The organism is Caulobacter radicis (assembly GCF_003094615.1).
Classification (GTDB): Bacteria; Pseudomonadota; Alphaproteobacteria; order Caulobacterales; family Caulobacteraceae; genus Caulobacter; species Caulobacter radicis.
Genome location: NZ_QDKO01000004.1, coordinates 46,625 through 59,825 on the forward strand (window position 1 = coordinate 46,625; position 13,201 = coordinate 59,825).

The following is a 13,201-nucleotide window of genomic DNA, read 5'->3' on the forward strand; positions in this document are numbered from 1 at the left end:
CTCAGAAACTATAGGTTGTCGTGGACACTGCTGGGATATTGACTCAAATCGATATATATCGATTATGGATGTATGACATCGACACGCAGACCTTCAGCAGCGGCTCAGGCAGTGCTCGCGGCATTCCTCGCCGCGCCGGCGAACTGGCGTCACGGCTACGATCTGACCAAGGAGACAAGTGTAGGCGCGGGCACGCTCTACCCTCTCCTTGATCGCTGGGCGCGTCAGGGCTTGCTCGAAGCCGAGTGGCGCAAGGCCGACGCTCCAGGACGCCCCGCGAGACACGCCTATCGCCTGACGGCGGCCGGGATCGTTTTTGCGCGGACCTGGGCAACGTCCCCCGCCGTAGTGGCAAATCTGAAGCCGAGCATGGCCTGATGCGCAAGTTCGCCAAGTGTCTGGTCACTCATGCGGCGGCCGTGATCGCCCCCCTGCGACCGACGCAGGCCCGTGCGATGGTTGTCGAACTCGATCATATCGAAAGCGCGAGCGACGCTTTCGATTTCGCGCTGGGCTGCGTTGTCGCCGCCTATAGTCAACGGATGAGCGTTCTCGCCGTTCTGGCTTTCTCCGCTCGTTTGGCCACCGCACTCGCGGCGAGTCTGTTCGGGCTGCTGCATATCGTTCAGCCGTGGTCCAATGTCGCCTTGAAAATGCGGCTGCTCGCGGATCCCGGTTTCACCGCCTGCGGAACGCGTTGCGAAAGCTGGGTACGCACTGTCGGCGACCTACCGCTCAGTCATTGGCTATGGCAGCAAGGCGCCATGGCTGCTTTTGGGGCGTTGCATCTCGTCGCCGCAGTGCTGCTGCTACGCGGCAGTATTGGGCGCCTCGCCTGGACGAGCATGATTGTCGCTGTGTTTGCGCTCGCCATGCCAGCGCTCGGGGGCGGCGGTATTACGTTCCCGGTGATTTACATTCTTCTGATCGCAATGATGTTGGCCATGGGGCACGGCCTGGCCAAGCTGGAACATTGGAACTTTACGCGTCGCTAGATGGCTAGGACCTACAGAGCGCGTTAGCGCGCAGAAGCGTCCGCCCCCACCCTTCGCGGCCGCTTGATACGTCCGCCAAGAGGCGAGTGTCGGTAGCGGTGGAAGTCCCCGGTTCCAGGGCGGGAATGACGGGCGTGTTCAGGGTGAGAGCGGTGTTGGGTCGCCTCAGCGCCCGCGCCGCCACTTCCACAGGCCCAGCAGGATGCCCGGCGCGGCCAGCACAGGGTGACGCTCGCGCCAGGGCGTCAGCTCGACCTTGAAGCCGGTGTGGCGCTCGATCTTCCAGGCGGCGTAGCGGGCCGCGCCCTGGAAGGTGAAGGCGGCCTTGATCAGGCGGGCCACGTTCAGCGACTTGCCGAGGTTGCGCCGCAGCCGCCAGGCGGCCTTCAGGCGCTTGCGCTCGATAGCCGACATCTGCGGCGCCGGGCGTCCCTCGCCGTCGAAGCGGCCGTCGTCGGCCCAGCAGGCCGGCAGCAGGCGCTGGTAGTGCGCGGGGTCGAAGGCCAGGATCGACGCCTCGCGCCCGGCCTTCTCGACCCGGAACTCGGCGGCGTAGGTCTCCTGGAACAGCGCCGTCCAATAGGCCTCGGGCGGCCCGTCCTCTGGCCCCAGGGCGGTGGCGAAGCGGGCGGCGGTGCGGGCCGCGCGGCGCACGGCCTCGACCACCGCCTCGCGCGCGGCCTCATCGACGGCCCAAACGAGGCCCGAGGGCTGCACGAAGCGGGTCCAAAGGGTGGTATCGATCCCCCTGCCCTTCACCGCCTGCGAGAACCGCGACAGGGTCATCGAGGCGGCCTTGGCCCGCAGGGTGACTCCCTCGTGCTCCAGCTCGTGATAACTGACGTCGGGCCACAGGATGCGGGTGGCCACGCCGCGCAGGCCGCGTGGCGGCCGCTCGGTCAGAACGTAGAAGTCGAGCACGCCCGACAGGTCGCCGGTGCGCAGGATCGAGCCGTAGAACAGCACCGCCTGGGCGGTCGGGAAGAGACCCGTCAGGTGTTCGGCGAAGGCGCGGATTGGCGCCGGGATCGACTGCGCCAGCTCGGCCTCGACCAGCGGCCGGACCGCGCTCATCCGACCACGAACCGCAGCGGCGCGCCCAGGGCCAAGGCCAGCTTGCCGCCCTCGAACACCTCGCCGTCGAGCACGAAGTCGAACTGGCCCGAGGCGTAGAGCGCCGCCGGGTCGCGCCGGCGATAGCCGCGCGCCTCCAGGATCGGCTTGTCCTTGCCCGACAGCACCGTGGGCACCATGCGCAGCAGGCGCTTGGGCGGGGCGTCGACGTCGAGCACCTTCAGCCCCTCGCGCGGCGGGCCGAACGGCTTGAGATCGAACGGCAGGCGCTTCAGCGCCGTGGCCAACAGGACGAAGCGCTCGCCTTCGGGCTGGATCTCGCCGTCCATGGCCACCTTCACGGCCACGCCCTGGCGCCACTGGTCGCGCGCGCCGCCGAACAGCGCGCCCAGCGTAGCGCCGACCAGGGTCACGGCCACCGACAGGCTCTGGAACACGCCCATGCGGTTGACGCGCTTGGACAGCGCCGTGGCCCGCACCAGGGCCCCCAGGCCGAAGAAGAAGCCCCGCAGCGGCGGACGGCCGTCGGCGAAGCGCACCTCGAGCGGCGCGCGGATCTTGACGCGCGGCTCAGGGCTCGCGGCCGCCGCCAGGGCCTCCTCCAGCCGCCAGTCGCGCGGCGCGCCCAGGTCGATGGCCAGCACGTTGGTCTTGCCCGACGGCAGGATCGCCAGCATCGGCATGTCGTCACCGAAGGTCGACGGCGTCAGGCCCAGCACGTCGCGCACCGTGCCGTCGCCGCCGTCGATGACCAGGAGGTCGATCCTGTCCTCGGCGAAGCGGGCCAGCTCTTGCCCCAGCGCCTCGCGCGTCGCCGGCTCGACCACGCGCACGCCCTCGGGCGTGGGCGCATGCACCCGGCCCTGGTTGGCGTGGCTGCGCGGGTTGCGGACGACGCCGACGCGCATCACCGCGACAGCCAGGACTGGATCGAGCCCTTGGGGGCCAGGGCGCCCTGCACGATCTGAAGGGCGTGGACGAGGAAGCAGATCGCCGTCCACACCGCCACCAGCACGAAGCCGATGTCGGGCCGGCCGACCAGCACGCTGCCGGTCAGCAGGATCAAGTTGGGGTTGCGACGGGCGGTGATCAGCCGGAAGAAGCTGTCGAACGGCCGCCAGGCGTGCATCTCCAGCTTGAACAGGGCCAGGAAGATCCCCTCCTCCACCCGCTGGGCCACATAGCCGCCGACGACGATGGCCAGCAGCCATGGCGCGTAGGGCATCGACAGGCCGACGGCGAACACGCCGACGTACCAGGCCCACCACCAGAACGGCGGGTGAACCAGGTCGATGCCGTGGTCGAAGACGTTGCCCCACTTGGACGAGGTCAGGGTCACCCGGGCCAGCTTGCCGTCGACCGTGTCGAGGAAGGTCATGATCCAGGCGCAGACCAGGCCCCAGCCGAACTGGCCGCGCCAGAACAGCACGAAGGCGGCGATGGTCAGCAGGAAGCCGATGAAGGTCACCTGGTTGGGCGTCATCTTCGCCAGCGCGCACCAGCGGGTGACGATCCGCGCCGGGGTCGGCCAGACATACTTGGTGACCAGATCGGTGACGCCCTTGTACGAGCCCTGGAACAGGCGCTTCTCGACGGCGCGCACGGTTTCCTTGGTCAGGCGCTCCAGCACCGGCGGCTCACGCTTTCGCAGGGCGCTGTTGTAGGCCGAGCCCAGCTCCAGCGCTGTCAGGCGCGTAAAGCGCGCATCGACGGTCGAGGGGTCTTTACCGGCCGCCAGGGCCGCGACCGCTGCTTCGGCGACCTCGGCCGGGGCGTTCACCGCCGTGGCCCCGCCGGCCTCGTCGACCAGCACCGCCCACGGACGGCCGGCCAGGGCCTTGATCAGCGACTCGTCGAACACCCAGCCGGCGTGCACGGCGATCGTATCGCCGCCCTGCTCCGGGGCTTCCGAAACGCCGATCCGGCGATAGATGCGCGACAGCCGCTCGCCCGAGGACATGCCCCAGATGCGCGCCTCGCTGTCGCCCACCGTCACGGCGCGCGAAGCGACTGGATTGATTTCGCCGGTCACCGGTACTTAAACCCCTTGAAAGCCGAGGCGATTGATAAGCAGCTTCGCCGAAATTCGCCACAATCGCGCCGGTCCCTCTTGTCGATATTCCGCCTCGCCCATCTGTCGGACCCTCACCTGCCGCCGCCGCCGGGCGCGTTCGGCTGGCGCGACCTAGCCTCCAAGCGGCTGCTCAGCCGCATCGCCTGGCGTCGCAAGCACAAGATCCATCGCCTCGAAGTCCTCGAAGCCCTGGTCGCCGACCTGAAGGCCCACGCCCCCGACCATGTGGCGATCACCGGCGATCTCACCAACTTCGCCTCGCCCGTGGAGATCGCGGCCGCCACCCGCTGGCTGCAAGGCCTGGGCCCCGCCGAGACGATCACCGTCAGCCCCGGCAACCACGACGCCCTGGTCGGCGAGACCGCTCAGGCCCGCTTCGCCCCCTGGACCGCCTGGCTGGGCGACGACGAGGCGGCCGCCTTCCCGCAGGTGCGGCTGCGCGGCCCCGTGGCGCTCTTCAACCTGTGCTCGGCCGTGCCCACCGCCCTGCATCTGGCCACCGGCCGCCTCGGCGTCGATCAGCTCGACAAGCTCGACGCCCTGCTGGCCGATCCCGCCTTCGCCGACAGGTTCAAGGTGCTGCTGCTGCATCACCCGCCGATCGCCGGCGCGGTCTCGGGTCGCAAGTCGCTGGACGATCAAGGCCCCCTGCGCGACCTGCTCGCCCGCCGCGGTGTCGACCTCGTGCTGCACGGCCACGCCCACGAGTCGCTGACCGCGACCATTCCGGGCCCGGGCGGCCGGTCTATCCCCGTGCTGGGCGTGCCCTCGGCCTCGGCCTGGATCGGCGGCCACTCGCCGGCCCGCTGGCACGCGCTGGAGATCGAGCCGCGTGAGAATGGCGGCTTTTCGCTGCGGGTCATCGCGCGGGGCCTCGATCCGCAGACCGGCGGGATCAGGGAGCTCGGACGCTATTCGCTGATCTAGATCCTCCCCCTGAAGGGGGAGGTGTCGGCGAAGCCGACGGAGGGGGACGTGACTGCTGAAGCAGCAGCTCCCAAAGCCGAAGTAACTTCCCCCTCCGGCCCTCCGGGCCACCTCCCCCTCTGAGGGGGAGGATCTCCCGCCCTACTTCCCGTAGCGCATCCGCACCCGGATCGTGTTGTCGCCCGACTTCACGCTGATCCGCGCCGAATCGAAGGACGGCACGCCGAACCGCGACGGCGCGTCGTTGGAAAAACCGTAGCCCTCGGTCGGAAGGCCCACGGCGTTGCGGTCGAAGTCGTGGTTGCCGTTGGCGTCATGATAGACGGCCACGGCGTAGATGTCGGCCTTGGGCAGGTTGAAGCAGGCCTCGGTGGTCGGCGCGCTGGCCGGGATCCGCAGGCGCAGCAGCTTGCCGCGCGGCGCCAGGAAACGACTGGGATCGGACGGATAGATCGTCACCGTCACCTCTCCCGTCTCCGATTTCAGGCGGCCGACCTCCACGGTCAGTCGTACGCCGGTGTCGCGACCCACGCAGTCCTGCCTGGCCGCCGCCGGTGTCGCCATCCCCAGCAGGCCCAGCAGCGTCCCTAGCGCCGCAAGGCCTGGAAGAGCGGTTCGTGCTTCCATGTAAAAGGCCGTGTCCCTATTGTCGCCCCGACGCGATCAGCGCCCGCAGACTCGCCTGAAGTATCGGTTGCCGCATGCCCAATCCCACAGCCCTCGCATTCGGCTTCCCACGTTCGAAAGTGGCCGAGACCGACCACTGGTTGGTCCTTGTACGTCCCAAGCAGCCGACTTTCGGGTCTCTCGTCCTCGTATGCAAGGAACCCGTTCAGGCGTTCTCGGACCTCAGCCCCGAAGCCTTCGCCGACATGCGGGTCGCCGTGGCCGGGATCGAGCGCGTCCTGAAGGCCAGGGTCGCCTACGAAAAGATCAATTATCTGATGCTGATGATGGTCGACCGCGACGTGCACTTCCACGTCCTGCCCCGCTACGAAGGCGCGCGCGAACACGAGGGAACGAGCTTCCCTGACACCGGTTGGCCCGCCGCTCCGGCCCTGGCCTCGGCCGTCGCGCTGGACGACGCCGCCGTCGAGCGCCTGGCCCAGGACCTCGCAGCCGCGTGGACCGCCGCGTGAGCAAGCTGAAGAAGAAGTTCGACGTGCGACGGATCACGGCCATGGGCCTGATCGACCGCTACCTGCTGCGCCTGCTGGGCTGGCCGCTGGCCGGGTGCCTGGGGCTGACCGTCGTCGCCCTGCTGCTCGAGCGCGTGCTGCGCCTGCTCGACCTCCTGTCGCAGAGCAGCGCCCGCTTCGACTACGTCACCCAGCTGGCGCTCAACCTCTTGCCGCACTACCTGGGCCTGGCCCTGCCGGTGGCGTTCTTCGTGGCGCTGTTCATCGTCATCAGCAAACTGTCGGACGGCTCGGAGATCGACGCCCTGCTGGCCGGCGGCCAATCCCTCGAAAGAGTCGCCGCGCCGTTCGTCTGCGTGGGCCTGGCGCTCAGCGTCTTCAGCATCGCCGTGTTCGGCTACGTCCAGCCCTACAGCCGCTACGCCTATCGCGCCGTGATGCACGCGGCCGTCAACGCCGGCTGGAACGGCCGCCTGTCGGGCGGAGCCTTCATCGACGACGACGGCTCGCTGATGACCGCCGACGCCGCCGACCTCGCCGGCCAGAGCCTGACCCGCGTCTTCATCCGCCGCCCCGACGCCGCCGGCCACGAGGAGCTGATCACCGCCGCCACCGCCACCTTGCAGGTCTCGGCCGACGGCAAGACGGTGACCATGCGCCTGAAGTCGGGCCGCCGCATCGGCAGCGACGCGCGCGGAAACTACCGCAGCCTGGCTTTCGACGACCTGACCACCGAGGCGCCGCTGAAAGCCGCCGCCAGTCTGCTGCGCGCCCGCGGCGGCGATGAACGCGAGCTGACCCTGGGCGAGCTGCTGCACCAGGCCAGGTCGCCCAACCCGGTCGTGCCCAAGACCACGCTGATGGCCGAGTTCTACGGGCGCCTGGCTCGCGCGGCTTTCCTGCCGTTCCTGCCGCTGCTGGCCTTCCCCCTGGGCCTGGCCGCCAAGCGCGGCAACCGCGCGCCCGGCCTGCTGCTGGCCGGCGTGCTGCTGCTGGCCTTCCAGCACAGCCTGCTGCTGGGCCAGAGCCTGGCGGAGTCGGGCCGCATCGCTTCCCTGCCCGCCGTCGGCCTGCCGTTCCTGATCTTCACCGGCCTTGCGGTCTGGCTGTTCGTCGGCAGCCGCACGCGGCCCGGCGACACGCCGATCTCGCGCCTCGTGCTGGCCATGAGCGCCTGGATCCGCCGCGCCCTCAAGCCGTTCCAGCGCAAGGAGCGCGCCGCATGAAGCTGCAGCTCTACGTCCTGCGCACCGTCGCCACGCGCGTGCTGGGCGCCGTCCTGATCCTGATGGCCATCCTGCAGATCCTCGACCTGCTGGAAGTCACCACCGACATCCTCGACCGGGGCCTGGGCGTCGGCGGCGTGTTCTACTACGCCGCCCTGCGCGCCCCGGCGCTGTTCCAGCAGGTCGCCCCGCTGGCCGTGCTGGCCGGCGGCCTGTTCGCCTTCTCGCAGCTGGCCCGCGAGAACGCCGTGGTGGCCATGCGCGCCGCCGGCATCTCGGGCTACCGGATCGTCGCCATGGCCGTGCCGGTCGCGCTGGCCGTGCTGGCGCTGGACGCCCTGTGCGCCCAGGTCGTCTCGCCGCGCACCGACCCGACGCTCAGCGCCTGGTGGGCCGCCACCACGCCGGTCGCCGACCGCAAGGCCCCCGCTTCGCGCACCTTCCGCGCCGGCGAAGACCTGGTCACCGCCAAAGAAGCCACGGCCAACGGCGCGCGCCTGACCGAGCTGACCATCTATCGCCGCGACAACTCCGGCGCCCTGACCGAGCGCGTCGTCGCCCCCTCGGCCCAGTTCCAGGCCGGCGCCTGGCGGCTGCAATCGCCGGTCACCACCCGCTATCTCGGCGACCGCGTCGAGCCGATGACCGCCGCCTCGGCCACCTGGCCGACCGCTTTGCGCCCGGCCGACGTGCAGGCGCTGTTCGCCGACGCCCCCGCCCCGTCCGCCGCCTCGGCCCGCCGGGCGCTGGAGAACGGCGGCTCGGACCGCCCGCAGAGCTTCTACGCCACCCGCCTGCAGACGGCCTTCTCCGGCCCGATCGCGGCGCTGGTCATGTTGCTGCTCAGCGCCCCCGTCGCCTGGGCCAACTTCCGCAGCGGCCAGGGCGCGGTGCTGCTGACCTCGGGCCTGGCCGCCGGCCTCGTCTTCCTGGTCGCCGACGGCCTGTTGTCCGCCCTGGGCGAGTCCGGGGCCCTGTCGCCGATCCTGGCGGCCTGGGCCGCCCCCGTCGTCTTCGCCGCCCTCGCTGTGCGCGCCTTCGTATCCCTGGAGGGATGATGCCTTTCGATTCCGCGGCCGAGGCGATCTCGGTCCTGCCCGTCCGCACGCCTGAAGAGCTCAAGCGCTTCATCGCCCTGCCCGCGCGCCTCAACACAAAAGATCGAAGCTGGATCACCCCGCTGTTCCTGGAGCGGACCGAGGCCCTGTCGCCCAAGACCAACCCGTTCTTCCAGCACGCCGAGGTGCAGCTGTTCCTGGCCGTGCGCGGCGGCCGAGACGTCGGCCGGATCAGCGCCCAGATCGACCAGCTGACGCCCCAGAAGGTTCCCGGTCGTCTGGACGGTCACTTCGGCCTGATCGCCGCCGAGGACGACGCCGAGGTCTTCGCCGCCCTGCTGCGCGCGGCCGAGGCCTGGCTGCGCGAGCGCGGCCGCACCCATGTGATGGGGCCCTTCAACCTGTCGATCAACGAGGAGGTCGGCCTGCTGGTCGACGGCTTCGACACCCCGCCGATGGTGATGATGGGCCACGACCCGGCCTATGCCGGCGGCCGCGTCGAACAGCAGGGCTATGCCAAGGCCAAGGACATCTACGCCTACTACGCTCCCATGCAGGCCGACCTGCCGCCGGCCGTGCGCCGCCGGGCCGAGCGTCCGCCAGCCGATGGCGTGGTTCTGCGCCAGCTCGACATGAGCCGCTACGACGAGGAGGTGGTCACCCTGACCGAGATCCTCAACGACGCCTGGAAGGACAACTGGGGCTTCACCCCCACCACCGAGGCCGAGACCGCCCAGCTGGCCAAGGCCCTCAAGGCCGTGATCGACAAGCGCCTGACCTGGTTCGCCGAGATCGACGGCGAGGCCGCCGGCTTCCTGGTCTTCCTGCCCAACGTCAACGAGGCCATCCGCGACCTTGGCGGCAAGCTGCTGCCGTTCGGCTGGGCCAAGCTCCTGTGGCGGCTGAAGGTCAAGCGCGTGAAGTCGGCCCGCATCCCGCTGATGGGCGTCAAGCGCAAGTTCGCCGAGAGCATCCGCGGCCGCATGCTGCCGTTCCAGATGATGCACGCGGGCCGCACCTCGGCCATCGCCCTGGGCTACGAGCGCTTCGAGATCTCGTGGGTGCTGGAAGAGAACATGCCCATGCGCCGCATCGCCGAGTCCATCGGCTCGACGATCTACAAGACCTATCGGATCTACGAGAAGGCGCTGTGACCCTGCCCTTCAAGGCCCTGGTCCTGGCCGGCTCGCGGCCGGGCGAGATCGACAGCGCCGCGGCCTATGCCGGCGTCTCGCACAAGGGCCTGATCACGCTGGAAGGCCGCACGCTGCTCGACCGCGTGCTCGGCGCCGTCCAGGCCGCCGGCGCGGAAGCGATCGGGGTCTCGACGTCGGACGCCGCCATAGTCTCGGCCCTGCCGCAAGGCGTCGCGGCCATCGCCGCCTCGGCCGAGGGCCCCAGCCAGAGCGTGCGGGAAGGCGCTAAGACGCTCGGCTTCCCGCTGCTGATCACCACCGTCGACCACGCGCTGCTCAAGCCCGAGTGGATCAAGCAGTTCCTGGCCGACGCGCCGGCCAACGCCGACGTCTGCCTGATGCTGGCGCCGGAAGAGCGTGTCCGCGCCGCCGCGCCGGACACCAAGCGCACCTATCTTGCGTTCCGCGACGGCCGCTTCTCGGGCTGCAACCTCTTCCTGTTCCGCAGCGAGGCCGCCCTGCCCGCCATCGCCCTGTGGCGGCGGGTCGAGCAGAACCGCAAGCAGCCCTGGAAGATCGCCGCCATGCTCGGCCCGGGCCTGCTGGTCCGCTACCTGCTGGGCCTGCTGACTCTGGACGAGGCCATCGCGCGCCTGGGCCTGCTGGCGGGCGTCAAGGCGGCGGCGGTGCGCGCCCAGGACGGCCTGGCCGCCGTCGATGTCGACAAGCCCGCGGACCTCGATCTCGTGCGCCGGATCGTCGGCGAACCCGCCTAGCGCCAGTAGCCGTTCGCCGCCGCCACGGTGGCGAAGTTCACCGCCACCACGTGCGAGACGGCCACGAGGGCCTGCGCGTCGTTCTCGTAGATCGCCCGCAGCCGGGCGCGGACCTCGTCTGAGGGCTGGGTCTTCTTGACCGCCATCCGCGAGAGCTTGATGGCGAGATCGTAGCCCTCCTCGGGCGTGGCGGTGATCAGGCTGGGCAGCCAGGCGGCCATTGGGCGTCACTCACGTTCAGGATCCGGGCAGCCTAGGCGGCCCGGCGCGACCACGATTGGACGAAAAGCTCCGCCGTTCCGTCCAATCGTCGCCAAGACCTCAGGCGCTGAGCCTGACGATGACCCCGAGGCCCGCGGCCGCGACCGCCAGGGCGATCGGCACGGTCAGGATCTGGGCCAGGGCCGAGCCGGCGCTCACCCGGCCGGTCCAGGTCGAAAGGCCCTCGCGCAGGAAATCGGCGAGGTCGGGCCGGGTTTCGACCTTCGGCTCCATGCGCAGGATCACCGCCGGCACGCCGAGATAGACGGCCAGGTAGACCGCGCAGACCCCCAGCACCAGCCCGACCTCGGCGTCGCCGAGAAAGGCCAGGGCGAACGCCCCGAGGATCGCGCCATAGGCGCCGACGATCATCCAGCCCACCGCCTTGGGCAGGTCGGGCGTCGAGGGCTCGGGCGCCAGGGGCTCGCGGACGGCGGCTTCGACCACCGCCGGAGCCGTCCGCGCGCGCGGCGCGGGCGGCTCCCAGGACGGGCCTTCGTAGAAGGCGTAGGTCAGCGGCGTCGTGGTGGAGACATAGTCCATGACAGGCTCCTTCGGCCGCTCGGCGGCCGGGGTCAGGGTTGGGAGGACACGCGCACTCAGACGGCCAGGGCCTCGTCGGCCGGGCCGAAGAACTCGAAATGGATCCGCTCGGACGCCACCCCGGCCCGCGACAGCCCGCCGACGAACGCCTTCAGGAACGGGCGCGGCCCGCACAGGAAGAAGTCGGCGGTCTCGAACGGGGTGTTGGCCTTCAGCCAGTCGACGGTGATCAGGCCGTCGTGGTCGTGGGTGCGGCCGGCTTCGTCATTGGCCGCCGGCTGGGCATAGAAGGTGGCCACCGAGGTCTTGCCATGCGCCTTGGCCAGAGCCCGGACGTGGCCGTCCATGGCGTGGCTGGCGCCGTCCAGCGCGCCGTGCACGAAGGCGGTTTCCAGCTCCGGATGCTTGTCGGCGATGGTCTCCAGCATGCTGACCATCGGCGTCAGCCCCACCCCGCCCGACAGCAGCACCACCGGCCGCTCTTGCGCCTGCGGCAGGAAGAAATCGCCCGACGGCGGGGTCAGCTGGATCGTCGTGCCGACCCGCGCCACGTCGTGCAGGAAGCGCGAACCGCCCTGGCCGCCCTCCTCGCGCTTGACCGAGATGCGATAGGCCGTCTCGTTGGGCGCGTTCGAGATCGTGTAGTTGCGGCGGATCTCGCCCTGGTCGGGCGTCGTCAGGCGCAGGGTCAGGTACTGGCCGGGCTTGTGCGGCAGCACCTTGCCGCCGTCCTTGGGCCGCAGCACGAACGAGGTGATCACCGCGCTCTCGACCGTGCGCTCGGCGATCTCGAAGGCGCGCCAGCCGTTCCAGCCGCCGTCGACCGCCTCGATGGCCTCGCGGATGCCGTGCTCGCGCTCCTGCAGCAGGCCGGCCAGGAACCAGTAGGCCTCGCCCCAGGCGGCCAGCACCTCGTCGTTGACCGCCTCGCCCATCACCTCGGCGATGGCGCCCAGCAGGGCCTTGGCCACGTAGGGGTAGTGCTCGGGCAGCACGTGATAGCCGACATGCTTCTGGGCCATGCGCTCGATCGCCGGGATCAGCGCCTCCAGGTTCTCGATATTGAGGGCGTAGCCGACGATCGCCCCGGCCAGGGCGTGATGCTGCTGACCGCTGGCCTGGTTGGCGTGGTTGAACAGGGCCTTGATGTGGTCGTCCTAGAAAAGCCGGGCGTACATCGCCTTGGTCACTTCGGTGGCGCGGGCGGCGACGGCCGGGGCGGTGGCCTTGACGTGCGCGATCGTCTCCGCGCTCAGCGGCTTGGGCATGGTCTTGCTCCTTGGAATTCGGATGTCGGGAGTGTCGGGGGATCAGGCGGCGAGCGCGGGTTCGCGGTCGTAGAAATCCACCTGCATGCGGATCGGCCCCAGCGGCTCGACCCGATGGATCTGCTGCGGCCGCACCAGCCCCGACACGCCGGGGCTCAGCTCGACCGACGGAATGTCGGCGTCGTCGTAGTGCAGGACGAGCCGCCCCTCGATCAGGCGGATCACGCCCCAGACGCCGGCCCGGGTGCTGTGGTCGCGACGCAGGCCCTCGGGCAGGGTCGCCTCGTCGAACACCGGGGTCGAGCGGTAGGGCGCGTTCGGCGCCGGCCGTCGGCTTTCCAGCGCGCCGTTCAGGTTCCGGGCCATGCGCTGCGCCTTCTCCTGAAGCTCGGCCGCGTGACGGGGCGGAACGAAGGTGTTCGTCGCCTCGCGCCACAGCGCCAGCCAGCGATCGAACATCTCCGGCTCGATGCGCTCGACATGCTTCATGTGCGCGGCCAGCGGATTGCCCTTGTAGCGGGCCGAGGCGCGCATCACCGACGACCAGAAATCGGCCAGCCGGTCGAGATGCTCGTCCCAGTCCTCCACCGCATCGGCGAAGACGGGGCCCAGCTGCGGATCGTCCCGCACGGCGGCGTAGAAGCTGGTCAGCAGCGCCGGCAGGACGGTGTCGTCGAAGTCGAAGACGGGGTTGGCGGACATGACGCCCTCAATTCATTCATCT

The 13,201-nt window shown here is 70.0% G+C and carries 16 protein-coding genes and 1 pseudogene; 8 read left to right on the top strand and 9 right to left on the bottom strand.

Annotated elements, in window-relative coordinates; genetic code table 11:
* Positions 1 to 72 precede the first annotated feature (72 nt).
* Positions 73 to 378 (top strand): PadR family transcriptional regulator, encoded by a 306-nt coding sequence (locus DDF62_RS00830; protein ID WP_116487348.1) that lies wholly within the window; start codon positions 73 to 75, stop codon positions 376 to 378.
* Positions 378 to 995 carry a hypothetical protein gene (locus DDF62_RS00835; RefSeq protein ID WP_116487349.1) on the top strand — a complete coding sequence of 206 codons (618 nt, stop codon included), beginning with the start codon at positions 378 to 380 and terminating at the stop codon, positions 993 to 995. The genes DDF62_RS00830 and DDF62_RS00835 overlap by 1 nt, the downstream gene beginning before the upstream one ends.
* Positions 996 to 1,160: 165 nt before the next feature.
* Here DDF62_RS00835 and DDF62_RS00840 read toward each other — a convergent pair whose 3' ends face one another.
* The 3 genes from DDF62_RS00840 to DDF62_RS00850 are packed head-to-tail and all read right to left on the bottom strand — an operon-like array spanning position 1,161 to position 4,029.
* Positions 1,161 to 2,069, bottom strand: a complete 909-nt coding sequence (locus tag DDF62_RS00840; RefSeq protein ID WP_116487350.1) for a hypothetical protein — start codon at positions 2,067 to 2,069, stop codon at positions 1,161 to 1,163.
* On the bottom strand, positions 2,066 to 2,977 hold the full coding sequence (locus DDF62_RS00845) for a diacylglycerol/lipid kinase family protein (protein WP_116487351.1): 912 nt from the start codon (positions 2,975 to 2,977) through the stop codon (positions 2,066 to 2,068). The genes DDF62_RS00840 and DDF62_RS00845 overlap by 4 nt, the downstream gene beginning before the upstream one ends.
* The gene (locus tag DDF62_RS00850; protein WP_116487393.1) at positions 2,977 to 4,029 is read right to left on the bottom strand and encodes a CDP-alcohol phosphatidyltransferase family protein; all 1,053 of its coding nucleotides are present in this window, start codon (positions 4,027 to 4,029) and stop codon (positions 2,977 to 2,979) included. Before DDF62_RS00850 ends, DDF62_RS00845 begins: the two co-directional genes overlap by 1 nt.
* 150 nt (positions 4,030 to 4,179) lie before the next feature.
* On the opposite strand from DDF62_RS00850, the gene DDF62_RS00855 reads away from it, so the two are divergent.
* The gene (locus DDF62_RS00855) at positions 4,180 to 5,070 is read left to right on the top strand and encodes a metallophosphoesterase family protein (protein WP_116487352.1); all 891 of its coding nucleotides are present in this window, start codon (positions 4,180 to 4,182) and stop codon (positions 5,068 to 5,070) included.
* Here the strand turns inward: DDF62_RS00855 and DDF62_RS25915 are convergent.
* Both DDF62_RS25915 and DDF62_RS00860 read right to left on the bottom strand, forming a co-directional pair.
* Positions 5,070 to 5,204: pseudogene (locus DDF62_RS25915) on the bottom strand (hypothetical protein); the annotation flags it as partial. The gene DDF62_RS00855 and the pseudogene DDF62_RS25915 sit on opposite strands and share 1 nt — an antisense overlap.
* A 7-nt stretch (positions 5,205 to 5,211) precedes the next feature.
* A complete protein-coding gene (locus DDF62_RS00860; RefSeq protein WP_116487353.1) occupies positions 5,212 to 5,697 on the bottom strand; it encodes a DUF2141 domain-containing protein in 486 nt (161 codons plus the stop codon).
* A gap of 74 nt (positions 5,698 to 5,771) precedes the next feature.
* Between DDF62_RS00860 and DDF62_RS00865 the strand changes: the two genes are divergently transcribed.
* The 5 genes from DDF62_RS00865 to DDF62_RS00885 are packed head-to-tail and all read left to right on the top strand — an operon-like array spanning position 5,772 to position 10,405.
* A complete protein-coding gene (locus DDF62_RS00865; RefSeq protein WP_116487354.1) occupies positions 5,772 to 6,209 on the top strand; it encodes an HIT family protein in 438 nt (145 codons plus the stop codon).
* A 41-nt stretch (positions 6,210 to 6,250) separates the two neighbouring features.
* A complete protein-coding gene (locus DDF62_RS00870; RefSeq protein WP_116487394.1) occupies positions 6,251 to 7,435 on the top strand; it encodes an LptF/LptG family permease in 1,185 nt (394 codons plus the stop codon).
* Positions 7,432 to 8,493 (top strand): LptF/LptG family permease, encoded by a 1,062-nt coding sequence (locus tag DDF62_RS00875; protein WP_116487355.1) that lies wholly within the window; start codon positions 7,432 to 7,434, stop codon positions 8,491 to 8,493. Before DDF62_RS00870 ends, DDF62_RS00875 begins: the two co-directional genes overlap by 4 nt.
* The gene (gene bcerS / locus DDF62_RS00880) at positions 8,493 to 9,647 is read left to right on the top strand and encodes a ceramide synthase (RefSeq protein ID WP_116487356.1); all 1,155 of its coding nucleotides are present in this window, start codon (positions 8,493 to 8,495) and stop codon (positions 9,645 to 9,647) included. Before DDF62_RS00875 ends, bcerS begins: the two co-directional genes overlap by 1 nt.
* Positions 9,644 to 10,405, top strand: a complete 762-nt coding sequence (locus tag DDF62_RS00885) for a nucleotidyltransferase family protein (protein WP_244286661.1) — start codon at positions 9,644 to 9,646, stop codon at positions 10,403 to 10,405. The genes bcerS and DDF62_RS00885 overlap by 4 nt, the downstream gene beginning before the upstream one ends.
* Here the strand turns inward: DDF62_RS00885 and DDF62_RS00890 are convergent.
* The 4 genes from DDF62_RS00890 to DDF62_RS00905 form a co-directional block, all read right to left on the bottom strand.
* Complete coding sequence (locus DDF62_RS00890) at positions 10,402 to 10,626, bottom strand: hexameric tyrosine-coordinated heme protein (RefSeq protein ID WP_116487358.1); 225 nt, start codon at positions 10,624 to 10,626, stop codon at positions 10,402 to 10,404. The two genes, DDF62_RS00885 and DDF62_RS00890, sit on opposite strands and share 4 nt — an antisense overlap.
* A 100-nt stretch (positions 10,627 to 10,726) precedes the next feature.
* Positions 10,727 to 11,209 carry a hypothetical protein gene (locus tag DDF62_RS00895; protein ID WP_116487359.1) on the bottom strand — a complete coding sequence of 161 codons (483 nt, stop codon included), beginning with the start codon at positions 11,207 to 11,209 and terminating at the stop codon, positions 10,727 to 10,729.
* A 56-nt stretch (positions 11,210 to 11,265) separates the two neighbouring features.
* Complete coding sequence (hmpA, locus tag DDF62_RS00900; protein WP_341871554.1) at positions 11,266 to 12,357, bottom strand: NO-inducible flavohemoprotein; 1,092 nt, start codon at positions 12,355 to 12,357, stop codon at positions 11,266 to 11,268.
* 162 nt (positions 12,358 to 12,519) lie between these two features.
* Positions 12,520 to 13,179 carry a TehB-like domain-containing protein gene (locus DDF62_RS00905; protein WP_116487360.1) on the bottom strand — a complete coding sequence of 220 codons (660 nt, stop codon included), beginning with the start codon at positions 13,177 to 13,179 and terminating at the stop codon, positions 12,520 to 12,522.
* Between the last annotated feature and the right edge of the window lie 22 nt (positions 13,180 to 13,201).